This window comes from Sphingomonas sp. BK580, assembly GCF_014194975.1.
In the GTDB taxonomy this organism is placed as follows: Bacteria; Pseudomonadota; Alphaproteobacteria; order Sphingomonadales; family Sphingomonadaceae; genus Sphingomonas.
The window spans coordinates 22978-46473 of record NZ_JACIAY010000004.1 but is presented as its reverse complement, the minus strand read 5'-3'; the positions used below and the strand labels follow the sequence as shown (position 1 = coordinate 46473).

The 23496-nt window shown below is 71.4% G+C and carries 18 protein-coding genes; 10 read left to right on the top strand and 8 right to left on the bottom strand.

The genetic code is table 11. The features are described 5' to 3' along the window. Positions 1 to 105 precede the first annotated feature (105 nt). Entirely contained in the window at positions 106 to 921 is an 816-nt protein-coding gene (locus tag FHY05_RS09120) for a FadR/GntR family transcriptional regulator (protein WP_311732422.1), read from the bottom strand. 146 nt (positions 922 to 1067) lie between these two features. Here FHY05_RS09120 and FHY05_RS09115 point away from each other — a divergent pair, with 146 nt between their 5' ends. From FHY05_RS09115 to FHY05_RS09095, 5 genes are all read left to right on the top strand, one after another. Next, positions 1068 to 2474, top strand: a complete 1407-nt coding sequence (locus tag FHY05_RS09115; protein ID WP_311732421.1) for a DUF1080 domain-containing protein — start codon at positions 1068 to 1070, stop codon at positions 2472 to 2474. Positions 2475 to 2637: 163 nt separating this feature from the next. Then, entirely contained in the window at positions 2638 to 3954 is a 1317-nt protein-coding gene (locus FHY05_RS09110; protein ID WP_183944087.1) for a Gfo/Idh/MocA family protein, read from the top strand. A 1-nt stretch (position 3955) separates the two neighbouring features. Further along, complete coding sequence (locus tag FHY05_RS09105) at positions 3956 to 5083, top strand: FAD:protein FMN transferase (protein ID WP_183944086.1); 1128 nt, start codon at positions 3956 to 3958, stop codon at positions 5081 to 5083. Continuing rightward, a complete protein-coding gene (locus FHY05_RS09100; RefSeq protein ID WP_183944085.1) occupies positions 5080 to 6342 on the top strand; it encodes a Gfo/Idh/MocA family protein in 1263 nt (420 codons plus the stop codon). The genes FHY05_RS09105 and FHY05_RS09100 overlap by 4 nt, the downstream gene beginning before the upstream one ends. A 27-nt stretch (positions 6343 to 6369) precedes the next feature. Then, positions 6370 to 7548 (top strand): Gfo/Idh/MocA family protein, encoded by a 1179-nt coding sequence (locus FHY05_RS09095; RefSeq protein WP_183944084.1) that lies wholly within the window; start codon positions 6370 to 6372, stop codon positions 7546 to 7548. A gap of 63 nt (positions 7549 to 7611) precedes the next feature. Here FHY05_RS09095 and FHY05_RS09090 read toward each other — a convergent pair whose 3' ends face one another. The 6 genes from FHY05_RS09090 to FHY05_RS09065 form a co-directional block, all read right to left on the bottom strand. Next, positions 7612 to 10959, bottom strand: a complete 3348-nt coding sequence (locus FHY05_RS09090) for a glycosyltransferase (RefSeq protein WP_183944083.1) — start codon at positions 10957 to 10959, stop codon at positions 7612 to 7614. A gap of 289 nt (positions 10960 to 11248) precedes the next feature. Then, entirely contained in the window at positions 11249 to 12028 is a 780-nt protein-coding gene (locus tag FHY05_RS09085; RefSeq protein ID WP_183944082.1) for a metallophosphoesterase, read from the bottom strand. A 61-nt stretch (positions 12029 to 12089) separates the two neighbouring features. Then, positions 12090 to 13397, bottom strand: coding sequence for a nicotinate phosphoribosyltransferase (gene pncB, locus FHY05_RS09080; protein WP_183944081.1), 1308 nt, complete (start codon positions 13395 to 13397; stop codon positions 12090 to 12092). A 216-nt stretch (positions 13398 to 13613) separates the two neighbouring features. Next, entirely contained in the window at positions 13614 to 14258 is a 645-nt protein-coding gene (locus tag FHY05_RS09075) for a DUF1190 domain-containing protein (RefSeq protein WP_183944080.1), read from the bottom strand. A 7-nt stretch (positions 14259 to 14265) separates the two neighbouring features. Continuing rightward, complete coding sequence (locus FHY05_RS09070) at positions 14266 to 14682, bottom strand: DUF350 domain-containing protein (protein ID WP_311732420.1); 417 nt, start codon at positions 14680 to 14682, stop codon at positions 14266 to 14268. 248 nt (positions 14683 to 14930) lie between these two features. Continuing rightward, positions 14931 to 15572 carry a DUF2491 family protein gene (locus FHY05_RS09065; RefSeq protein WP_183944078.1) on the bottom strand — a complete coding sequence of 214 codons (642 nt, stop codon included), beginning with the start codon at positions 15570 to 15572 and terminating at the stop codon, positions 14931 to 14933. Positions 15573 to 15659: 87 nt separating this feature from the next. On the opposite strand from FHY05_RS09065, the gene FHY05_RS09060 reads away from it, so the two are divergent. The 5 genes from FHY05_RS09060 (at position 15660) to FHY05_RS09040 (ending at position 20335) form a co-directional block, all read left to right on the top strand. Beyond that, positions 15660 to 16088 (top strand): YjfI family protein, encoded by a 429-nt coding sequence (locus FHY05_RS09060; protein WP_221191101.1) that lies wholly within the window; start codon positions 15660 to 15662, stop codon positions 16086 to 16088. A 28-nt stretch (positions 16089 to 16116) separates the two neighbouring features. Further along, positions 16117 to 16857, top strand: coding sequence for a PspA/IM30 family protein (locus FHY05_RS09055; protein ID WP_183944077.1), 741 nt, complete (start codon positions 16117 to 16119; stop codon positions 16855 to 16857). Positions 16858 to 16871: 14 nt separating this feature from the next. Next, a complete protein-coding gene (locus tag FHY05_RS09050; RefSeq protein ID WP_183944076.1) occupies positions 16872 to 18041 on the top strand; it encodes a glutathionylspermidine synthase family protein in 1170 nt (389 codons plus the stop codon). A 279-nt stretch (positions 18042 to 18320) separates the two neighbouring features. Further along, entirely contained in the window at positions 18321 to 19001 is a 681-nt protein-coding gene (locus FHY05_RS09045; protein ID WP_183944075.1) for a response regulator transcription factor, read from the top strand. A gap of 2 nt (positions 19002 to 19003) precedes the next feature. Then, positions 19004 to 20335, top strand: coding sequence for an ATP-binding protein (locus FHY05_RS09040; RefSeq protein ID WP_311732419.1), 1332 nt, complete (start codon positions 19004 to 19006; stop codon positions 20333 to 20335). 239 nt (positions 20336 to 20574) lie between these two features. On the opposite strand, the gene FHY05_RS09035 is transcribed toward FHY05_RS09040, so the two are convergent. Beyond that, positions 20575 to 23130: a TonB-dependent receptor gene (locus FHY05_RS09035; RefSeq protein WP_183944074.1), complete on the bottom strand. Its 2556-nt coding sequence runs from the start codon at positions 23128 to 23130 to the stop codon at positions 20575 to 20577. Positions 23131 to 23496 lie beyond the last annotated feature (366 nt).

Sequence of the window (23496 nt, the reverse complement as noted above, 5' to 3'; positions counted from 1 at the left end):
TGGTGAAGGGGGCTTCCGCATACGATATAGCCCGTAGGTGGAGCGCCCCCTCCACCACCGCGCTGGCGCGCGGCGGTCCCCCTCCCCGTGCCGCGGAGGATCTTTTTACACCGTCCGTCTTGCCAGAGCGCGGCGGCGCTGGTCGGTCTCCTTGCGCGCGCGCTCCACCGCCTCGGTCTCGGTGACGTCGAGCAGATAGTCGATCACGCGGCTGAGATGGTCGCGCATGGCGTTGCGCGCGTCGATCGGCGAGCGCGCCTCCAGCGCGGCGAGGATGCGGCCGTGCTCGGCGAGCCGGCTCTCGGTGCCGAGACTCCCCGCCTTGAGCAGCACCTCGCGCGCCAGCGGCGAGCGGAAGCGCATGTCCCAGAAGTCGGTCACCGCCGAGATGATCACGGCGTTGCCCGTCGCCTCGGCGATGGCGATATGGAAGCGGCGGTCGGCGTCTTCCGCCACCTCGTCGCGCGCCATGTCGCCCAGCAGGCCGCGCAACTCGGCGAGCTGCTCGGCGTCGATCTCGGTCGCCGCCACCGCCGCCACCTCGCCCTCGAGCAGACGCCGCGCCTCGGTGATCTCGAACGCGCCGATGTCGAGTTCCTGCTCGACGTGCGGCGTCGCGGCGGCGAGCACGAACACGCCCGAGCCCTTGCGTGCCTCGACCAGCCCCTGCATCTCCAGCGCGATCATCGCCTCGCGGATCGTCGGCCGGCTCACGCCGAAGCGCTCGGTCAGGTCGCGCTCGGCGGGCAGTCGCGCACCGACGGGGTAGACGCCGGCGGTGATGTCAGCGACGATCGACTGCACGATCCTGCGGTACAATTTGCCGCCATGCTCGGCCACGCGCGTCAGCTCCTCGGCGTCGCGGCGCGCCCCGTTGCGCCGCGCCCGCACACCCTGTTCCTCGTCCTCACCGGCCAGCACGTCAAGCCTTCTCAGCGCGTCCCCGCGGCAAAATGTCTGACACCGGTCTTGCATGTGGTCCGACCACGATCTACGCCTAGCCCCGAGAGCGTCGCCCCCGAGAACCGGGAGAGTGGACGCCCGGGACATGATCGAGGGGAGAGACGGTGGTTCGCACACTCGCGTTGCTGGCGCTGACGGCCTGGTCGTCCGGCACTCTCCCCGCCGTGGCGGCGGCCCAATCGGCGCCGACGCGCAGCGCCGCCGCACCCTGGCAGGACCTCATGCCCAAGCCCGGTCTCGCCGGCTGGCACCGGACCGGCGGCAACGCCACCTATGAAGTGGTCGGCGACGAGTTGGTCGGCCGCGCGGTGGTCGGCAAGGGCAACAGCTGGCTCGTCTCGGACCGGCTCTACGGCGACTTCATCGTCGAGTTCGACGCCAAGACCGACCCCACGCTCAACTCGGGCATGATGATCCGCGGCCAGAGCCGCCCCGACTACCGCAACGGCGTGGTCTTCGGCTATCAGGCCGAGATCGACCCCTCGTCGCGCGCGTGGAGCGCGGGCCTGTACGACGAGCAGCGCCGCCAGTGGCTCTACACGCTCGGGCGCAACGAGGCGGCGCGCAAGGCTTTCCGCTCGGGCGACTGGAACCACTATCGTGTGGAGGCGATCGGCAACCGGCTGCGCACCTTCATCAACGGCGTGCCCGCCGCCGACATCGTCGACGACACCGACTCGCGCGGCTTCCTCGCCTTCCAGGTCCACGCGCTGCCCGACGACGTCGCCGCCAAGGGGCCCGAGGTGCGCTTCAAGGGCCTGCGCATCATCACGCAGGACCCGAAGCGCTACGCCATGCCCGAGAACCGGCTCGAGCAGCAGGGCTGGCAGTCGAACGCGCTCACCGCGGCCGAGCGCCGCGCCGGCTGGACCCTGCTGTGGGACGGGCGCTCGTCGAAGGGCTGGCGCGCCGCCAAGGGCGGTGGTTTCCCCTCGCACGGCTGGACCATGGCCGACGGCGTGCTGACGGTGGAGAAGAGCGCGAGCGAGGCGGCCCGCGGCGGGGACATCGCCACCGCGGCGACCTATCGGGATTTCGAGCTGTCGGTCGACTTCCGCCTCTCCGAGGGCGCCAACAGCGGGATCAAGTATCTGCTGCCGCCGGGGCCGAACGGCGGCGTGTCGAGCGTCGGCTTCGAGTATCAGCTGCTCGACGACGCGCGCCACCCCGACGCCAAGATGGGGCGCGACGGCAACCGCACGCTCGCCTCGCTGTACGACCTCATCCCGGCGCGCAACCTCTCGGACCCGGACAGCCCGGGCAAGCGCGCCAACCCGCCGGGCGAGTGGAACCGCGCCACCGTGCTGGTGCGCGGCAACCACGTCGAGCATTGGCTCAACGGCTTCAAGGTGGTCGAGTATGAGCGCGGCTCGGCCGAGCTGAAGGCGCTGATCGCACAGAGCAAGTTCGCGCAGGCGGCAGGCTTCGGCGAGACCGCGGACGGCGCCATCCTGCTGCAGGACCACGGTGATAAGGTCGACTTCCGCTCGATCAAGCTGCGGACGTTCTGATGATCGATCGATGACTTCTACGAACACCACCACCCCGGCGTACGCCGGGGTCCAGGTGGGAGACGACGGTGAGTCTCACCATGGCTTTCCCAACTGGGCCCCGGCGTTCGCCGGGGCGGCGACCAAGCGCTAGGAACACCATCACCCCAGGGGAGGCACCACGATGTTCGACCGTCGAACGATGATCAAGGGCGGCGCCGCGACGATCGGCGCGCTGGCGTTCACCGCCAAGAGCTACGCGCAGATCAAGGGCGCCAACGAGCGCATCCGCGTCGGCATCGTCGGCGTCAACGGCCGCGGCCAGGCGCATATGAGCGCCTTCTCGAAACAGCCCAACGTCCAGGTGACGCATTTCGCCGACGTCGACTCGACCGTGCTCGCCAAGCGCGCCGCCGAGTTCGCCGAACGCTCCGGCACCAAGGTGAAGACCGTCGGCGATTACCGCAAGCTGCTCGACCGCAAGACCGTCGACGTCGTCACCGTCGCGACGCCGGACCACTGGCACGCCAAGGTCGCGATCGACGGCATGGACGCGGGGCGCAACGTCTATATCGAGAAGCCGATCGGCATCGCCCCCGCCGAGGGCGAGGCGCTGATCGCGACGCAGCAGCGCACCGGGCGCGTGCTCCAGGTCGGCAACCAGCAGCGCTCCAGCATCGAGACGCGCCAGCTGCTCGACCTGATCCGCGCCGGCGAGCTGGGCGACGTCTACGAGGCGCAGACCTGGTATGCCAACAACCGCAAGTCGATCGGCAAGGGCGAGGAGATCGCGCCGCCGCCCAACCTCGACTGGAACATGTGGCAGGGGCCGCGCCCGCGCGGGCCGTATCGCTCCAACCTGGTCCACTACAATTGGCACTGGTTCTGGAAGTACGGCACGGGCGAGATCTGCAACAACGCGATGCACGAGCTGGACGTCGCGCGCTGGCTGATGGGCGTCACCTATCCCAAGACGGTGACCGCGCGCGGCGACCGCCGCTTCTTCCGCGGCGACGACTGGGAGATGTACGACACGCTCGCCCTCACGCTCGGCTACGACGACGGGCGCGTGATCCGCTGGGACGGCGAGAGCTGCAACGGCATGCTGCGCTACGGCCGCGGGCGCGGTACCTTGCTGCTCGGCACCAAGGGCTCGGCCGTGGTCGATCGCAACGGCTTCGAGCTGTACGACCTCGCCGGCAAGATGCTGCGCGAGGTGAAGGCGGCGTCCTCGTCCGAGACCACTGGCACGGTCGGCGAGGGCGCGCTCGACGTGCTCCACGCCGCCAATTTTCTCGCGGTGGTGCGCGGGCAGGAGCAGGCGCTCCACTCGCCGATCCAGGAGGGGCATATCAGCACGACATTGTGCCACCTCGGCAACATGGCCTATCGCACCGGCGGGTCGCTCACGGTCGACCCGGCGACCGGCAGAACCAGCGAGGCGGCGGCGCAGAAGCTCTGGTCGGTCGACTATGAGCCCGGCTGGGAGGTGCGCGCCTGAGGTGAGCGAGGTGGAGGCGAGCGTCGCGCGGTTCGCCGCGATGGGCACGCGGGTCGAGCTGCACCTGTTCGGCCGCGCCGCCCCCGACGCGCTCGCCGCCGCGCGCGCCGCGGTGGAGTCGGTGGAGGACTCGCTGACGGTGCGGCGCGAGTCGCCCGCGGTGGCGCTCAACCGGGCGCTGGCGCGCGGGGGTGAGACGGTGGTCGCGGACCCGCTGCTGTGGGAGACGCTGCTCGCGGTCGACGCGATGTGGCGCGCGACGGGTGGGCTGTTCGACCCGGGCGTGGGGGGTGATGTGTCTGCGCGCGGGTTGCGCGATGCCGCTGCCAATCCCTTCAAGCCTGTTCCCCGGCGGACGCCGGGGCCCAGTTGGGAAGGCTTCGGTGGCTCTTGCGAGGCGTTCCCCACCTGGACCCCGGCGTCCGCCGGGGTGGAGCGTGAGGGGGAGGAGACGATCTCCCGCCAGCGTTTCTCCAGCGGGGACGGGGCCGGCGTCGCGTCATCATCACGGCCGCCTTCCCAACTGGGCCCCGGCCTGCGCCGGGGCACGAGCGCGCCTAGCCGCGACCACATCACCCTCTCCCGCTGGTCCGCGCTCCGCGTCGATCGCGCCACGCGCCGCGTCGGCGCCACCCGCCCCCTCGCGCTCGACTTCGGCGGCTTCGGCAAGGGCTACGCGCTAGATCGCGCCGCCGCCGTCCTGCGCGCCGCGGGCGTCACCTCGGCCTTCCTCTCCGCCGGCGAGAGCTCGATCGCGGTGATCGGCGAGCACCCGCTCGGCGGCGGCTGGCCGCTCGCGATCCCGCACCCGGAGATCGACGGCGTCTGGCTGACCGAGCTCGAGCTCACCGACGCGTCGCTGTCGGTCTCGTCCACGGTCGGCGCCGGCGCGGCGAAACCCGGCCGCGCCGCGATGGTGCGCCCCACCGACGGCGCGATCGTCACCCGGCGCGCCACCGCCGTCGCCGTCGCCGCGACCGGTGCCGAGGCCGAGGCGCTCAGCACCGCGCTGCTCGTCGCCGACGCGCCCGCGCTCGCCCGGCTCCGCGCGGACGCGCCCGATCGCCGCTTCCTCTTCTCCCATGACGCGCCGACGCGCGCCGACCGACCGATGGAACTCACCGCATGACCGACGACGATTTCGCGCTCTCGCGCCGCACCTTCCTCGATCGCGTGCTGGTCGCCTCGGCGGGCGTCGGCATGAGCGTCGCCGCGCCCTGGACCGCGCTCGCCGCGGCCGAGCCGGCGAGCGGCCCGCGCGTGCGGCTCGGCGTGATCGGCACCGGCGACCGCGGCCGCGCGCTGATCCAGAACATCAACAAGACGCGCAACTGCACCGTCGCCGCGCTCTGCGACCCGTTCGCGCCGCACATGGCCAAGGCGCGCGCGCTGGTGCCCGCCAACACGCCCGTCTTCACCGACCACCGCGCGCTGCTCGACGCCAAGGGGATCGACGCGGTGGTGATCGCCACCCCGCTCGACCTGCACGCGCGCCACACGATGGACGCGCTCGACGCGGGCTATCCGGTGTTCTGCGAGAAGGCGATGGCGCGCACGATCGCCGACTGCGGCGCGATGGTCACGCGCGCGCGCCAGCGCGGCAAGGTGCTCCAGATCGGTCACCAGCGGCTGTTCAACCCGACCTATCTCAACGCGCTCAAGCGCGCCAAGTCGGGCGAGATCGGCACGATCACGCAGATCCGCGCGAGCTGGCACCGCAACCGTAGCTGGCGCCGCGACATCCCGGCCGGCGGGCAGGAGCGCGAGATCAACTGGCGGCTGTACCGCGCGCGCTCGGCCGGGCTGATGACCGAGCTGGCGACGCACCAGCTCCAGGTCGCCAACTGGTTCATGGACGGGCTGCCGACGCGCGTGATGGGTTCGGGCAGCATCTGCTTCTGGAAAGACGGACGCGAGGTCTACGATCAGGTCGCGCTGATCTACGACTACTCGGACGGGCGGAAGGTGATCTACACCTCGATGCTCAACAACGCGCGCTACGGCTGCGAGGAGCAGATCCAGGGCAGCAAGGGCACGATCGAGCCCGAGCTCGGCCGCATCTACCAGGAGGTCCAGCCCGCCGCCGTCCCCGCGCTCGCCAAGATGCGCAAGGACGTGCAGGCCGGGCGCAAGAACACCGTGCCGATCGGTGGCGCCACCTGGTTCCCCGAGCTGCCCGTCACCACGCCGGGCGACTCGCTCGGCTGGGGCGAGTATGACGAGACGATGCTCCAGTTCGAGGGCTTCGGCGAGGCGGTGCGCAGCGGCAAGGAAGTGCCCGGGCTGCTCGCCCAGGCCTATTACGCCAGCGTCGCCTCGCTGCTCGGCGAGCAGGCGATCGACACCGGCCGCGCGCTCGACTGGCCGACCGACCTCGTCACCGTCTGACCTTCCTTCTCCTGAGGACCTGTTGCCATGGACATGATCGATCGCCGCCTCCTGCTCGCCGGTGCCGGGCTCGTCGGCGCCGGGCTCGCCAGCGCGGCGGGGGCGCAGTCGACTTCGGCGGGCAACGGCGTCTCCGCCGAGGGCGCGCCGACCGGCCCCGATCCGAGCGCGAAGAACCGCCTGCGCTTTGCGGTGATCGGGCTCGACCACTCGCACATCTACGCCATCACCGACGCGCTGATCCGCGGCGGCGGCACGCTGGTGGCGGTGCACGCGGGCGACCCCAAGCAGCTCGTCCCCTTCCGCAAGCGGTACGGCGACGTGAAGGTGGCGCGCACCGAGGAGGAGATCCTCGCCGACAAGACGATCCAGGTCGTCGCCAGCGCGTCGATCCCGAACCTGCGCGCGCCGCTGGGCGTGCGCGTGATGCGCGCGGGCAAGGACTTCCTGTCGGACAAGCCGGGCATCACCAGCCTGGACCAGCTCGCCGAGGTGCGCCGCACGATCGCGCAGACCAGGCGCAAGTTCGCGATCATGTATTCCGAGCGGCTCGAGGTGCGCGCCGCGGTCAAGGCGGGCGAATTGGTCCATGCCGGCGCGATCGGCCGCGTGGTACAGACGATCAACATCGCGCCGCACCGCGTCAGCGCGCCGAGCCGCCCCGAGTGGTTCTGGGACGTCAAATATTATGGCGGGATCCTCACCGACATCGGCAGCCACCAGGCCGACCAGTTCGTCTTCTACACCGGCTCGACCGAGGCCTCGGTGGTGGCGTCGCAGGTCGGCAATTTCGCCACGCCGCAGCATCCCCGGTTCCAGGATTTCGGCGACATGATGCTGACCGGCAACGGCGGCGCGGGCTATGTCCGGGTCGACTGGTACACGCCCGACGGGCTGCCGACCTGGGGCGACGGGCGCGTCTTCATCCTCGGCACCGAGGGCTATATCGAGCTGCGCAAATACGTCGACATCGAGGGCCGGCCCGGCGGCAACCACCTGTTCCTCGCGGACAAGAAGGGCACGCGCTACATGGACTGCAGCAAGGTGCCGCTGCCGTTCGGGCCGCAGTTCGTCACCGACGTGGTGGAGCGCACCGAGGTCGCGCAGAACCAGGCGCAGGCGCTGCTCGCCGCCGAGCTGGTGCTGAGCGCGCAGGATAAGGCGCGCACGCTCTCGGGCGCGCGGCCGCCGGTGCAGGGCGGCTGAGCGGGGGCGGCGCCAAGGACAACGTCACTCCTCCCCGGCACGGGGAGGATCTAGCTCGCCACCTCACGCCGCCTTGGACAGCGCCGCGGGCAACAGCGCGGGCTCACCCGCCGGCACCGCCACCGGCGCCGCGCCGGCGTCGACGCTGCCGGTGCGCTCCAGCTTGCCCCAGCCCACCCTCGGCCCGGTCATCGCGGCATAGGCCGCGCGCAGCACCACCGCGTAGAGGATCTGACGGTAGCCGAAGCGCTGCAGCAGCAGCCGCAGCGCGGGGAAGCGCGCCTCACGGCCGTCCAGCCGGAACGCGATCCAGCCGCAGGCGAGGTCGATCGCGGTGAAGGCGAGCCAGAAGGCCGCCACCGTGGTCGCATCGCCCCCCGCCGCGTCCCAGCCGCGGTCATACACCCGCCACGCGGTGCCGCCGACGCCGGCGACCAGCCCGAGGTCGATCAGCGGCGCCACCAGCGTGAAGCCGAACTGGAACAGCAGCGCCTGCGGCAGGCCGACCCAGGCGAGCCCGCGCGGCCGCCCGCGCCCGATCAGCGCGCGATGCTTCCACAGGCATTGCAGCGTGCCGAACGCCCAGCGAAAGCGCTGCTTGAACAGGGCGCGCACCGTCTCGGGCGCCTCGGTCCACGCCACCGCGTCATTGTCGCAGGCGACGCGCCAGCCGGCGCGCTGCACCGCGATGGTGAGGTCCTGGTCCTCCGCCAGCGTGTCCTCGGGATAGCCGCCGACCGCGTCCAGCGCGACGCGCCGCCACGCCCCGACCGCGCCCGGCACCACCGTCACCGCGCCCAGCGCGGCGAGCGCGCGCCGCTCGAGCTGCTGCGCGGTGACATATTCCAGCGCCTGCCAGCGCGTGATCAGGTTGATGCGATTGCCGACCTTGGCGCAGCCCGCCACCGCACCGATCAGCGGGTCCGCGAACCAGCGCGTCAGCTTCGCGATCGTGTCGGGCTCGAACTGGGTGTCGGCGTCGAGCGCGATCACGACATCGCCGCGCGCCTGCGCCAGCGCGGTGTTGAGCGCACGCGCCTTGCCGCCGTTGCTCAGCGTCAGCAGTCGAACGCGCGGGTCGATCGCGAAGGCCGCACGCACCACGTCGGAGGTGCCGTCGGTCGAGCCGTCGTCGATCACGATCACCTCGACGCGCACGCCCTCGCTGGCGAGGATGCGGCGCACCGACGATCCGATCACGCGCGCCTCGTTGAAGGCGGGGATCAGGACCGAGACGAAGCCGGGCACGCGGTGCGGCGTTGCGGTCGGCGCGGCATCGCGGCGGCGCCACAGCGCGAGCGCGGTGAGCGACAGCGAGCGCGCCATGCCCAGCGCGATCGCGACCGCGAACAGCCAGCCGAGCGAGTCGCGCAGCCAGGCCGCACCGTCGAACAGCGTCCGCGCGCCCGCGGCGCGCACGCCGGTGCCGGCGGCGAGCCGCGGCATCACCGCCTCGCGCGAGAGTCCGGCGAGCCTCGAGACGGGCACCAGCTCATAGCCGCGCGCGCGCAGCCCGCGGATGATCGCCGGCAGCGCCGCCAGCGTCTGGGTGCGGTCGCCACCCGAGTCGTGCAGCAGGACGATCTGGGCGGGATGGTCCGCGGTGCCCACCGCGACGCCGGCGATGACGCGGCGAGCGATCGTGGCGGCGTCGGGCTTCTCCCAGTCGAGCGGATCGACGTTGAGACCGACGGTGAGATAGCCGAGTCGCGACGCGACGCGGCTGGCGTGCAGCTCGTCGCGCCGGTCCGGGTCGGCGTCGCCGAGGAAGGGCGGGCGGAACAGCGTCATCGCGCGCCCGGTATAGGCCTCGACCAGCCGCTCGGTGGCGCGCAGCTCGAGCGCGATGTCGGCCTCCGAGCGGCGCCCGAGATCGGCGTGGGTGGTGGAGTGGTTGCCCAGCTCGCTCCCCTCGGCGACGATGCGGCGCAGCAGCGGCCCCTGCCCCAGCGCGTTGGCGCCGGTGACGAAGAAGGTCGCGGACGCGCGCTCGCGCCGAAGCACGTCGAGCAGCCGCGGGGTCCAGCGCGGGTCGGGGCCGTCGTCGAAGGTCAGCGCGACCAGCCGGCGGCGCGCGCCGGTGCGCTCGACCACGTCGGGGCCGGGCAGCCGCCCCCAGCGCTCGTCGCGGATCAGCCCGTCGCGCGCGACGAAGCCGCGCTGACCCGGAGTTGCCGCGGCGGCGAGGCGGAGCAGCTCGCCCTTGCCCTCCACCGCGACCGTGTTTTCCGCCGGCAGCGTCTGGCGCGCGGGCAGCGCGCGGCCGGCGAGCAGCGGCCACACGCCGGGATCCTCGCTACCGAGCCGCCACAGCGCCACGCCCGCGGCGCCAATGCGGCGCACCGCGGCGAGCTGGTTGGCCGCACTGGCGGCGTCGAGCAGCCACACGTCGTGCCGCGCCGCGCCGAGCTGATAGGAGAAATGGCTGTTGCCGCTGGCGCGATCGAAGACCGGCGCGGTGCCGGCGCGCCGCGCGATCGCCCAGGCATCGGCGACCGAGCGCGGCTCGGTGCTGCGCCCCGCCCAGTCGTAGGCGTAGCTGCCGATCGCGACGATCGCCTTGTTCGCGCCCGCGCGCGCGACCGCCTGCGCGACGACGCGCGCGAACCACGGCTGCGACGCGATCGGCCCGGCCTCGCCGCCCATCCAATGCTCGTCATAGGCCATCAGCACGACCCGGTCGGCGGCGCGCGCGTAGGCGGCGAGGTCCCAGTCCGGGTCGGCGACCGGCGCGGCGAGCATCACCACCCAGCCGCGCGGGTTGAAGCGCGCGCGCAGCTCGCCGAGGAAGCGAAGATAGTCGCGGTGCGCCGAGGCGGGCAGACTCTCGAGATCGAGCATGACACCCGCGCCGCGCTGCTGCGCGACCAACGACTCCAGCCGCGCGGCGAAGGCGCGGCGCGCGCCGGCGTCGGCGAGCAGCGCGGCGGTGGCGGCACCGTCCCACTGCCCGTCGGCGCGTGCGTTCTGCACCATCGGCAGCAGCCGCGGCCGGCGCGACGCCGCGGCGAGCAGCGGCGCGAGCGTCGCGTCGTCCTCGACGATGAGGCGGTGGTCCGCGCCGGTGACGGTCGCGACGCCGGGGACGAGCCAGTCGAGCTCGCCCAGGTGCGCCCCGAGCGAGGCGCGCGAGGGCGCGTCCCACGGCATGTAGAAGCCCATCGTCTCGCGTTTCAGCGCGGCGCCGGTGGCGGCGGGCAGCCACGCGCCGGGGGCGCTCGCTACGCTTGCCGGAGCGAGCGCGCGCGGCGTCGCGCCGGCGTCGGCGAAGCGCGGCGCTATGCGGTCGAGCGGCTGCAGCAGCAGCGCGATCAGCAGCGCGAGCGCGGCGAGCGGCACCAACGCCGCGAGCGCCAGGGTCGCGCGAACGCGGCGCCCGCGTCGCCCGCTGGCATCGTAGAAGATGGACACGCTCGCTGTGGCTCCCGGTAGATCGGGGCGGCGCCTAGCGAATTAGGGTAAACAATGGGTTGCGGCGCGGAGGCGGGTTGGCCCGATCGGGTGAGCGCCGCGCTGGGAGAGCGCGACGGCCTCCTACCTCGGCTTGATCAGGATCGCCCGCACGTCGTCCCGGACGCGGTGCGAGATGCGCGAGTACGAGCCGACATGCTCCTCGTCGCGGAAGCGGCTCGCCCGCGCGTCGACCCGGGCTCGATGCGGGATGACGATGAGAGCTCAGCGAAGGGAGGATGTGACTCGACTATCCCCGCCCCGCCTCGACCGTGCTGCTGATCGATCGCTCGGGCTGCGGCGAGAGCGTGCGCACGATCGTCTCGAAGCGCCCCCCCGAGACGCGGATCTCGTTGAAGGCCGGCGGCGTCGCGCGCGTGCGCTTGGACAGCGTGCCCGCGCCGATCAGCCGCAGCGTCCAGCCACCGCGCTCGTACGGCACGTCGAACGGATCGTGGACGTGCCCCGACAGCACGGCATGCACCCCCGCCTCGGCGAGCGCCTCCAGCGCGGCGTCGCCGTTCCTGGTCTTGGCGGTCCCCTTGGTGCCGCCCTCGATCAGCGGATGGTGGCCGGCGACGAAGATGAGATGATCCTTGGGCGCCTCCCGCACCAGCGCGAGCGCACGGCGCAGCGAGCCGCGGCTCACCCGTCCCTTGGACCAGTTCCAGCGCCACTGCGCGCGCGCGGTGGTCTTGAGCGGCACGACGGTGATCCCCGCGACGTCGAGCGGCTTCTCGATCATCCGCTCCACCGCGGCGTAGCGCGAGTAAGGCGAGAACAGTCGGCGGATCGGATCCCAATAATAGGGCAGGTCGTGGTTGCCGACCTCGAGCGTCACCGGCACGCCGAGGCTGCGCAACCACGCGCCGCCGGCCTCGAACTCCTTCGGCGTGGCGCGCATCGTCAGGTCCCCGGTCATGATCACCGCGTCGGGCTTCTCCGCGGCGACGAGGTCGCGGAACCACGCCACCGCCTCCGGGTCCTCCGCACCGAAATGGACGTCGCTCACGTGAAACAGCTTGGTCATGCGTCGCCCTTGTTCGTCAGAGGGATAGGACGCGAGCACGCGCGCCGGGTTCCCGCCGCGCTCACACCTCCACCGGTTGGGTGATCCGCCCGCCGGCACCGAACACGCGCAGGTAGCGCTCGATCTCGGCCGGCGCGCCGGTCGCCTTGGCGGGATTGTCGCTCAGCTTCACCGCGGGATGGCCGTCCGCCTCCGTCACCTTGCACACCAGCGAGATCGGCTCGAGCCCGCCCGCACCGTCCGGATCGCAGCCGCGAAAGTCGTTGGTGAGATTCGTGCCCCAGCCGAAGCTCATCCGGGCCCGGCCGTGGAAGTGGCGGTAGACGCGCTCGATCGAGTCGACGTCCATGCCGTCCGAGAAGATCAGCAGCTTGGTGCGCGGGTCGCGGCCGTGCTGCTGCCACCAGCGGATGATCTGCTCGCCCGCCTCGATCGGCGGCGCGCTGTCGGGGCGGAAGCCGGTCCAGTCCGCCACCCAGTCGGGCGCGGCGCGCAGGAACGCCGCGGTGCCATAGGCGTCGGGCAGCGCGATCAGCAGGTTGCCGCCGTAATGCTGGCGCCACTGCTCGAGCACGCGATAGGGCGCGCCCGCCAGCTCCGCGTCGTCGCGCGACAGCGCGGCCTCCACCATCGGCAGCTCGTGCGCGTTGGTGCCGATCGCCTCGAGGTCGGCGTCCATCGCCAGCAGCACGTTCGAGGTGCCGATGAAGCGACCGCCCAGCCCTTCCTTGAGCGCCTCGACGCACCAGCGCTGCCACAGGAAGCCGTGGCGGCGGCGCGTGCCGAAGTCCGAGATGACGAGGTCGGGCAGCTGGCGCAGCCGCTCAACCTTCTCCCACAATTTCGCCTTGCCGCGCGCGTAGAGTACGTCGAGCGCGAACCGATCGTGGTCGCGCGTCGCGGCGCGCGAGCGCAATTCGTTGATGATCGCGAGTGCGGGGATCTCCCACATCGTCGTCTCGCACCACAGGCCGGCGAAGGTCAGCTCATATTGGCCGTCGACCCGGCGCAGCTCGTATTCGGGCAGGCGAAAGTCGGCGAGCCAGGCGAGGAAGTCGGGCGCGAACATCCGCGCCTCGCCGTAGAAGCTGTTGCCCGCCAGCCAGATCAGCTCCTTCTTGGCGAAGCGCACCGTCCGCGCGTGATCGAGCTGGGCGCGCAGCTCGGCCTCATCGATCACCTCGGCGAGGCGCACCGCCCTGGTGCGGTTGATCAGCGCGAAGGTCGCGCGCGTTTCCGGGTGGAGGCGGCGAATCATCTGCAGCATCAGCAGCTTGTAGAAGTCGGTGTCGAGCAGGCTGCGGACGATCGGGTCGAGCCGGAAGCTGTGGTTGTAGGTCCGCGAGGCGATGTCGGTGACGGTGGTCATGCTGGGGGCATAAGCGGTGCGCGCGCGCGGATGAAGGGGTGGCGAAGGCGCGCTCGTCGAGGCGAGAGTCGCGGGACGCCCGATCTCCCCCGCGTCATGCCGGATTTGATGCGGGAGTCACTCCTCCGCGAGAGCAACGGCGGTGCGGCTCGTGGCACCATGGACCCGGGTCACGCCCGGGATGACGGGAGGGCAGGGCGCGCTCCCCCCGCCCGCCTATCCGCCGAACGAGCGTCCCCCGCCCCAGCCGCCACTCGACCGCGCCGAGACGCGCCCGCCGAAGCCGCCGCGCGACACCACCGAGCTGCGCGTCTGGATCCGCTGCGTCGTCACCGGTGCGGTCACCGCGCGCGAGCCGACCTGGTAGGAATAGCCGCGCCCGCCGTAGCCGCCGCCGTACAGCCAGGCGCCACCCGGCGTGTAATAGCGGTCGTCGCGCCCGCTGCGGTACAGGCCCGAGTAGCGGTAGCCCGGCCCGTTGAGCAGGCGACCGATCATGAAGCCGGTCAGCAGCGGCACGAAGAAGCTCTGCCCGCCCTCGTTGCGGACGAGGCAGTTGCCCGCGCCGAACTGGTCCTCGCACACGTCGCAGTCGGCGAAGCGCGGCGCGGTCTTGCTGTCCTCGGCCGCGGCGTTGCGGGCTGCCTCCTCGCACGTCACCTGCGCGAAGGCGCCGCTGGCCTTGCACTCGTCGACGTTGTTGAAGGCGGCGACCTCGGTGGGCGCGCCGTAGCGCTCGCGCGAGACCTGCTCGTCGCTCGGCTGCGGGTCGCAGGCGGAGAGCATCGCCAGCGCGCTCGCGGCGGAGAGACCCGCGGCGGCGGAGCGCAGGCGGCGGCGCGGGGCGGTCGAGTCGGTCATGGCGACCTCAATAGGTCATGCTGGCGGCGTTGAGCAGCCCGACCGAGATCGACGTCGCCGCGGCATAGACGCCGCTGGCGACATTGCCCTCCTCGAGCCGCCGCGCCATGTCGCGCACCACCACGCGGCGCACCACCAGGCTGGCGAGCACCTGGATCGCGCCGGCGAGCACCGCCCAGGCGACGAACTCGACCGGGTCGGTGGTCTCGCTCAGCGCCGAGGCGAGCGGCAGCGCGAAGCCGACGATCGCGCCGCCGAAGGCGAGCGCGGCGGCGACATTGCCCTGCGCCACCAGCGCGCGCTCGTCATAGGGGGTCGATTTCTGGTAGATCGCCTTGAACAGCGCAAGCAGCACGCAGGCCAGCCCGAAGGCGAGCAGGAAATGGCTCACGCCGGCGAGATAGGCGGGAAGGTCGAGCGTCACGATGGCGTCTCCCGGGTCAGTGGCGGGGCGGATGAACGCTGGAGGATCGGAGAGCGCGGCAGGCCGGCGAGCCGACTGATCGTCCCCCATCCTCCTTCGTCATTCCCGCGCAGGCGGGAATCCAGACACGCTGACCTCCGCGATGGAGCCGCCATGTCAGCGCGTCTGGATCCCCGCCGCCGCGGGGATGACGGGGAAGAGAGGAGGAAATTCGGGAGTGAAGAGCGAAGGAGCCGCCCGCCCCCCGCTCACGCGCTGAACTCCGCCGGCGACAGCGGCAGCCCCACCATCAGGTCGTGCGTCGTGTCGCCGCCCTCGGGGCTGGTCGCCACCGCGAGCAACAGCTCCTGCCCCTCGGGCGCGAGGTCGCGCGCGTAGAGCATGCATTGCTGGCGGATATGCTTCACCGGCGCGCCGTCGCGCTCGTAGTAGAGCGCCTCCCACAATTGCACCGGCGGCTGGACGCGGTCGTCGCCCTCGTACCAGTAACGGCGGAACGGCGGCAGCCCGCCCTCCACCCACTCGGGCCTGGTCATCCGCTCGCGGAACGCGGCATCGTCCCAGCCGCCGCTCGCGTAGGTCGACGACCACGGGCGGAACAGCGTGAAATCGTCGGCATTGCTGCCGTCCGCCTGCTGGCTCACCGCCTGGAGCATCAGCTCGTCGTCGGTGTAGAAGCGGTGGACATAGCCCCCGTCGTCCAGCTTGATCAGCCCCTGCGCGGTGATCTCCAGCGTGTCGCGGTCGAGCGTGAACACGCCGCCGCTCAGTCGCCGCCACGCCAGCGGATCGAGCCGCACCATCCGCCCGATCGTGATGTCGCGCACCACCGCCACGCTGGGTCGCGTCGCCTCGTCGCGCCCGCCGCCGAAGAGGCTGCCGAAGATCATGCCGTCACCCGTCGCGCCTTTCCTTGCCCACGGGTGCGGGCTAATGCGGGGGGTGTCAACAGGCGTGAACGGCAGGAGCAGCGATCGGTGAGCGACACGGCGCGGGTATGGACGATCGGTCGGCTGGCGGACGCGCTCGGCGCGCACCGCGAGGAGCTGAGCGTCGAGCGGATCGAGTCGGCCGAGCCGGTGCTGCGCGTGACGATGCACGAGCACGGCGACCTCGCGGTGTTCGTCAGCTGCGCGGGCGAGCAGATCGTCGTCTCCACCCTGCTGTGGCCGGTCGACGAGCAGCCCGAGGCGGAGAAGTTCAACCGCTTCCTGCTCAAGGCGCAGAAGCTGGTGCCTTTGTCCAACTTCGCGATCACCGAGCTGGACGGGCGCGAGTATTACGAGCTGATCGGCGAGCTCTCGATCGAGTCGAGCGAGCGCGAGATCCTGACCGAGCTGCGCGTGCTGGCGCAGAACGCGCTGGACGCCGCGGCCGACCTGCGCGACGCCTTCGCCGCCGCCTGACCCTCATTCCCTCAAGGACCGATACGTCATGTCGATGTGGAAGCAGTTCGTCACCCTGGTACGCGGCACCGCGCACGAGGCGGGGCAGTCGGTGGTCGACGCGCGCGCGCTGACGATCCTCGACCAGCAGATCCGCGACGCCGGCGCGGCGCAGGCCAAGGCGCGCGACGACCTCGCCACGCTCACCGCCAAGCGCCGGCTGATCGAGAAGGACATCGAGGCGCTCGCCGCGCAGCAGGAGAAATATGAGGCGTCGGCGCGCGCGGCGATGGCGCGCGGCGACATGGACCTGGCGCGCGAGGTGGCGCAGCGGCTGGCGACGATCGAGCAGGAGCTCGGCGGCAAGCGCCCGCAGGTGGAGGAGATGCGCACCGCCGAGGACCGGATGCGCGGCATCATCAAGTCGGGCGACGGCAAGATCGAGTCGCTCCGCCGCGAGGTCGACGTGGTGCGCGCCAACGAGAGCGTGCAGCAGGCGCAGGCGCAGATCGCGGCCAATACCAGCGGCGCCTCGTCGCAGCTCGGCTCGGCGGCGGACAGCCTCAAGCGGCTCAAGGAGCGCCAGGCGGTGCGCGAGGAGAAGTTCCGCGCCGCGGCCGAGCTGGAGGACATGCGCACCGGCGCCGACCTCGACGCCAAGCTCCAGGCCGCGGGGCTGCTGCCGGGCTCGAGCAGCGCGGACGACATCCTCGCGCGGCTCGCGGCGCCGAAGGACGGCGGCGCGCCGCTGCGGCTCGACGACCGCAGCCGCGACACGTCGCGCGACTGAGCGGGCAGCGGCGGGTGGAGCGGATCGTCAGCGGCGAGCGTCCCGGATGGGAGGAGACCGCGCGCGCGATGGGCTTCACCTTCCACCATCTCGACGGCCAGCATTACTGGGACGAGCGCGCTTACTACCGTTTCTCGCTCGACGAGATCGAGGAGCGGATCGAGGCGCCCTCGGGCGAGCTGCACCAGCTCTGCCTCGACCTGGTCGAGGAGGTGGTGGCGAGCGACTCGCTGATGCAGCGGCTCGCCATCCCGGCCGAGATGCGCGACGTGGTGGCGGCGTCGTGGCGCGCGCGGGCGCCGTCGCTCTACGGCCGGTTCGACTTCGCCTATGACGGCACCGGCCCGGCCAAGCTGCTCGAGTATAACGCCGACACGCCGACCAGCCTGTACGAGACCGCGCTGTTCCAGTGGCAGTGGCTGGAGGATCGCGTCGCCGACGGCACGCTGCCGGCCGACGCCGACCAGTATAACCGCCTCCACGACGCGCTGCTGGAACGGTTCGCGACCCTGTTCACGCCGCGCAGCCTGGTCCATTTCAGCAGCGTGCCGGACTCGATCGAGGACCGGCAGACGGTGCGTTATCTCGAGGAGGTCGCGCGCCAGGCCGGGCTCGACCCGCAGTTCGTCGCGATCGACCGGATCGGGGTCGACGCCGAGGGCGCCTTCGTCGACGACGAGTCGCTGCTGATCGGCGCGCTGTTCAAGCTCTACCCGTGGGAGGACATGTTGCGCGAGCCCTATGCCGCGCAGCTTCCGACGACGAAGACCTTGTTCCTCGAGCCGGCGTGGAAGGCTTTACTGTCGAACAAGGGCATTTTGCCGCTGCTGTGGGAGCGCCACCGCGGCCACCCCAACCTGCTCCCCGCCGCCTTCGCCGACGATTCGGAGGGCGTCGCCGCGATCGGCCCGCGCCACGTCCGCAAGCCGTTGTTCTCGCGCGAGGGCTGGGACATCGCTCTCGTCGACGCGGGCGCTGGCGACGATGCCGCGCCGCTGGCCGGCGGCTATGGCGCGGAGGGGCATATCGTCCAGGCCTATCAGCCGCTGCCTGTGTTCGACGGCCAGCACGCGGTCGTGGGCTCGTGGATCGTCGGCGACGAGCCGGTCGCGCTGTCCATGCGCGAGGACGACGGCCCGATCACGCGCGACCTCGCGCGCTACGTGCCCCACGCGATCGTGTGACGCGGTCGGGCGGCGCGGGTGCGGGTACCTGTGGGTGCGCGGCTCTACCCTCCCACATCGTCATCCTGAACTCGTCTCAGGATCCACCGTGCCGCACCTCCGCAGCGGGAGGCGCTCGCGGGACCGTGGATCCTGATACGAGTGCAGGATGACGGAAATGGCGGGGCGGCCTCTGCACGCGGGGCAGTCGAGTGCCATTACTCGATCCTCCGCCTGTCGATCGCGCGTGAGTTTCGCCTTCTCGCCGCCTAAGAGGACGGGCGGAGCAACGAGGACCCGATGAAGCTGCTGATCGTCGAGGACGACTCTGACTATGCCGCGTCGCTGCGCGAGGACCTCGCCGCGCTCGACCATGAGGTGACCGTCACCGACAACGGCCGCGACGCGCTGCTGGCGCTCGAGCGCGACCGCTATGACGCGGTGATCCTGGATCGCATGCTGCCGCAGATGGACGGCGCCGCCGTCGTGCGCCACGCGCGCGAGCGCGGCCAGACCGTGCCCGTGCTGATCCTCTCCGCGCTCGGCCGCTCGGCAGAGAAGGTCGACGGGCTGGAGGCCGGGGCGGACGATTATGTCGTCAAGCCGACGCCCGCGAGCGAGATCGAGGCACGGCTGCGTGCCCTGATACGCGCGCGCGGCTGGCAGCAGCAGGGCGCCGAGAGTGACACGCTGCGCGCCGGCGACATCGTCGTCAGCCCGGGCCAGCACCGCGCCTGGCGCAACGGCCGCGCGCTCGATCTCGCCAAGCTGGAGTTCGGCGTGCTCGCCGAGCTCGCGCGCCACGCCGGCAGCTATCTCACCCGCGCGATGCTGATCGAACGGGTGTGGGGCTATGACTTCGAGCCCAGCACCAACATCGTCGACGTCCAGGTGCGCTCGCTGCGGCGCAAGCTGTGCGCTCCCGGCGAGATCGATCCGATCGTCACCAAGCGCAGCGTCGGCTACATGCTGCGCGCCTGACCGTGTCATCGCTGCGCGCGCTGACCTTGTTCTTCCTCGCGGCCTTCGCCGGGGCGGCGGTACTCGCGGGCTATCTCACCTATGCCGCGTCGCGGGCCGCGGTGGTGAGCGCGGTCGACCGGCGGATCGGCGAGGTCGGCGACGCGATGCTGAGCGCGGTGGCGCCGGGTGACTCGCGCGCGATCCTGCGCCGGATCGACGCCTTCTCGCGCCGCCGCGACACCGGCGACATCGGCTTCGAGCTGGAGGACACACGCGGGCGCCGGATCGGCGGCAACGTCGTGCTGGAACGCGCCGTGCCGCTCGGCTTCACCACGCTGCGGCGACGCGACGGCATCGTCGGGCTGAGCGCCGGCCGCGCGCAGGCGCGCGACACGGGCGGCGGTCTGCGCCTGATCACGATCGCCGAGACCGAGCCGATCGACGGCTACGATGCCACGCGGGTGCAGCTCTATCTGATCGGCTTCGGCGCGTTGCTCGCGGTGGTGCTCGCGGGCACCGCCAGCTTCGGCTGGATCGTCCGCCGCCGCATCGGCGAGGTGCGCGCCACCGCCGCGGCGATCATCGACGGCGATCTCAGTCGGCGCGTCCCCGTGCCGCCGCGCGGCGGGGCCTTCGCCGACCAGGCCGAAGCGTTCAACCGCGCGCTCGACCGCATCGCCGCGCTGGTCGAGCAGCTGCGCGGCGTCAGCAGCGACGTGGCGCACGACCTCCGCACCCCACTGGCGCGGCTGCGCGCGCGGCTGGCGCGCCTGGCGGAGCGGCCGGCGGTGTCGGGCGAGGAGCTGGAGGCGGCGCTGGCCGAGTGCGACGACCTGCTCGCGCTCTTCGCCGCGATCCTCCGCATCGCCGAGGTGACCGCGGGGGAGCGCCGCGCCGGCTTTCGCGCGGTCGATCTCGCCGCGTTGGCGGAGCAGGCGTGCGACACGCTGGTCGGCGACGCTGACGCGCGCGATCAGCGACTGACCGGCGGGCCATTCGCGCCATTGACGGTGCGCGGCGACCCGCAGCTGCTGAGCCAGGCCTTGATCAACCTGATCGAGAACGCGCTCCACCACACGCCGGCGCGCACGCGTGTGACGGTGACGCTGGCGCGTGAGGGGGTGGCGGCGGTGCTGCGCGTGCGCGACGATGGGCCGGGCATACCGATCGAGGCGCGCGCGCTGGCGTTGCGCCGCTTCGGTCGACTCGAGGCGAGTCGCCATCGCCCGGGCCACGGCCTGGGGCTGCCGCTGGTCGAGGCCATCGCGCGGCTGCACGGCGGGACGCTCACGCTCGCCGACGCGAGGCCGGGGCTGGACGCGGTGATGACCCTGCGGATCGAGGAGGCCTAGCCGCGAGGGCGGCGCTGACCGTGTGGCGCCGGTCGACCGCCCGCACGTCGCCGCCTCGCTTCTTGAGGGTGCTCCCTCGACCGGCGTCATCCTGAACTCGTCTCAGGAGCCATGGCGCCGCACACGCGAACCGTGGCGCGCTCGCGGGACGACCGGCCCTGAGACAAGGTCAGGATGACGGGAGTGAGCCGGGGACGGTGTCGCACGGCCGTGACCCAGCCGCGCTCCCTCCCCTCCCCTCAGAAGTTCAGCAGCGCCTCCAGCCCGAACGTCCGCGGCGCGTTGAAATTGCCGTAGTCGCCGAGCACGTTGTTGATGCTCCCGGCGCTGACGCTGCTGGTCGGCGCCGCGGGCAGGCTGTTCGAGGGATCGCGGCGATAGACATACTGCTCGTCGAACAGGTTGCGGCCCCACAGCGCGACCTCGAGCTTCTGCTTGCCCTCGCCCAGCGCGATGTCCGCCAGTGCGATCCGCCCGTTGAAGATCAGCGAGGCGTCGGCTCGGGTCGCGAACTGGTCGAACGCCTGGGTCGACTGCGCGTAATTGCCGTCGACGTGAACCCGGAAGGTGGTGCTGCCCTCGCCGACGGGCACGCGATAGTCGATCGAACCGCTGGCGGCATTGCGCGGCGTGAAGACGATATAGAAGTTCTGCTCGACGCTGCTCGTCGCGCCGCCCGCGGTATAGTTGATCTGCACCGGCGGGATCTTGGTATAGGTATAAGCGTAGGATCCGTTGAGCGTCAGCCCCTCGACCGGGTTGAGCGTGAGATCGGCCTCGATCCCCCTGATCTTGGTCGTACCCGGCGCGTTGATCGTCACCAGATTGTTGAAGTTGCTGCCGTTGAACGGCTGGATCGAGCTGATGTCGACCTGGCTGTTCTTGCGGTCCATGATGTAGCCAGCGAGATTGAGCCGTGCGCGGTGGTCCCAGAAGTCCGACTTGAGCCCGATCTCGTAGGACTTGATATCCTCCGGCCCGAACGACTGGTAATTGGCCGTGCGCGAGCTGGCGCCGCCGGCGCGATAGCCGGTAGCGTATTTGGCATAGGCGTGGACGTCCTGGGTCACGTCGAACGCGACGGTGAGCGCCGGGTTGAAGCGGTCCCAGCTGCGATCGAGCGGCTGATAGCCCGCCGCGGTCGCCGCCGCAGTGTTCACGTCATAGTTCACGTTGCGCGACGTGTGCAGCACGCCGCGCTTGGTGTCGTGCGTGTAGCGGCCGCCCGCGGTGAGGTGGAGCACGTCGAGCGGGTTCCAGGTGATCTGGCCGTAGCCGGCGTAGCTCTTCGACCAGACCTCCGAGGCGCGGTCGATCGAGCGGCAGCCCGGCTGCGAGCCGAAACCGCTCGAGCCGCGGCAGGGATCGAGGATGACGTAGTTGGCGCCGGTCACCTGGCCGGCGGCGTTGAGCACCGCGACCGCACCGTTCGAGTTGGGCGTCGCGGCGTCGTCGGTCACGTGCTCGTTGAAATAGTAGAGGCCGGCGACATAGTCGAACCGGTCGATCGTGCCGACCGCCTGGAACTCCTGGCTGAACTGGTTCTGATGGAGGTCGGCGAGGCTGTACCGGCTGAAGCCGCACGGCGCCGCGGCGGTGCAGGCGGCGGTGAGGTTCACCACCGGCACACGGTGCGCGCCGCCCGAATTATCCCACTGCGTCGCGTTGACCCCGCGCCACGCCGTGATCGAGCGCAGCTCCACCTCGGGCGATGCCTTGTACTTGAGCAGGTTGGTGAAACCATGCGTCTGGTCGACGCTGGGCTGCTGCGGCACGCCGATGTCCGCCACCTTCATCCGGCTGGTGCCGTTGACCACCACGCCCGGCAGCAGCGGCTTCACCGTGCCGGTGAGCGTGCTGTAGCTGGTGCCCGGCAGCACGCAGTTGGGCGCGTTGCTCACCGGGCCGGCGGTGCAGCTGTTGGGATTGTAGTTGAGCAGCTGGCTGTAGAAGGGCGAGTTCTTGTCGAGCCCATAGTCGTAGGAGAAGTCGTCGGTCAGCCCCTCGAACGGCTTCCAGCGCGCGGCGATGCGACCGCCGCGCCGATCGTAATAGTTGAAGCCGGTCTGGCCAGCGAGCGGGTTCTTGGTGGTCGGCCCCTGGTACTGGACGACGCCGTCCACCTTGACGCTGACGTTGTGATACTCGGGAAGGTCGAGGTGGAGCTCGCCATTATAGGCGCCGTAATTGCCGATGCCGGCACGAATGCGGCCCTCGAACTCGCCCGAGGGCGCGCGGGTGACGATGTTGAGCGCGCCGCCCTCGGTGTTGCGCCCGAACAACGTGCCCTGCGGGCCCTTCAGCACCTCGACCCGCTCGACGTCGAACAATGCGGCGTTGAGGCCGTGCTGACGGCCGAGATAGACGCCGTCGATGTAGATGCCGACCCCCTGCTCGCGCGCGGGCTGGTTGGCATCGAGCGGGACGATGCCGCGGATGCCCACGGTCAGCGCCGACTGACGCGCCTCGAAGGTGGCGACGCGCAGGCTGGGCACCGCGCCGTCGGCGAGGTCATACAGGCTCTGCACGTGGCGGTCCTGCAGCGCCTGCGTGCTCAGCACGTTGATCGCGACCGGGGTCGATTGCAGGTTGGTCTCACGCCGCGTCGCCGTGACCACCACCTCGTCGAGCCCGCCGGGCTGTGCCGCGTCGGGCGCGGCGGCGTCAGGCGTGGCGGTCGGGTCGGCGGCGGTGGCCGGCGCGACGCCACCGGGAGCAGCGAGCGCGTGGCTCGGCACCGTCAGGACGGCAATGCCAGCGAGCAACTGCAGGCGGCGACGCGAGATGTACGACATGAACTCCAACCCCTCTATGGCCCTTGGCCTTGCGAGGGGCCGATAGGGAGGTTGCGCGGCGCTAGCGTGACAATGCGATGACGGAGGTCGACTTGCTCACACCATTCTATTTTCATCATTCTCTATTTAGAACAAGTGCCGCCCCACTTTCAGCCCGGTTGGTTATAGTGTGATCGGCGGCGCCGCGCGCACGCGTCGCCGTCGGCTTAGCCCCGCTCCGCCGCGGCTCGCCGCCGCCCCGGGTCGCGACCTGACGACCGTCGCAGCAGCGGCTCCCCGTCGGGCGGTCAGGCCGCGACGGCATCGTCGCGCGCGTCCGGCCGCCGAGGATCACGCCGGCCACCTCCGCCCGCGTCGCCTAAGCCG

Bases quoted from the DNA above. Each gene is read 5' to 3' on its own strand.
- FHY05_RS09035 (WP_183944074.1), bottom strand. From the start codon at position 23,130: ATGTCGTACATCTCGCGTCGCCGCCTGCAGTTGCTCGCTGGCATTGCC.
- pncB (WP_183944081.1), bottom strand. From the start codon at position 13,397: ATGACCACCGTCACCGACATCGCCTCGCGGACCTACAACCACAGCTTC.
- FHY05_RS09085 (WP_183944082.1), bottom strand. From the start codon at position 12,028: ATGACCAAGCTGTTTCACGTGAGCGACGTCCATTTCGGTGCGGAGGAC.
- FHY05_RS09065 (WP_183944078.1), bottom strand. From the start codon at position 15,572: ATGATCTTCGGCAGCCTCTTCGGCGGCGGGCGCGACGAGGCGACGCGA.
- FHY05_RS09055 (WP_183944077.1), top strand. From the start codon at position 16,117: ATGTCGATGTGGAAGCAGTTCGTCACCCTGGTACGCGGCACCGCGCAC.
- FHY05_RS09100 (WP_183944085.1), top strand. From the start codon at position 5,080: ATGACCGACGACGATTTCGCGCTCTCGCGCCGCACCTTCCTCGATCGC.
- FHY05_RS09075 (WP_183944080.1), bottom strand. From the start codon at position 14,258: ATGACCGACTCGACCGCCCCGCGCCGCCGCCTGCGCTCCGCCGCCGCG.
- FHY05_RS09095 (WP_183944084.1), top strand. From the start codon at position 6,370: ATGGACATGATCGATCGCCGCCTCCTGCTCGCCGGTGCCGGGCTCGTC.
- FHY05_RS09110 (WP_183944087.1), top strand. From the start codon at position 2,638: ATGTTCGACCGTCGAACGATGATCAAGGGCGGCGCCGCGACGATCGGC.
- FHY05_RS09045 (WP_183944075.1), top strand. From the start codon at position 18,321: ATGAAGCTGCTGATCGTCGAGGACGACTCTGACTATGCCGCGTCGCTG.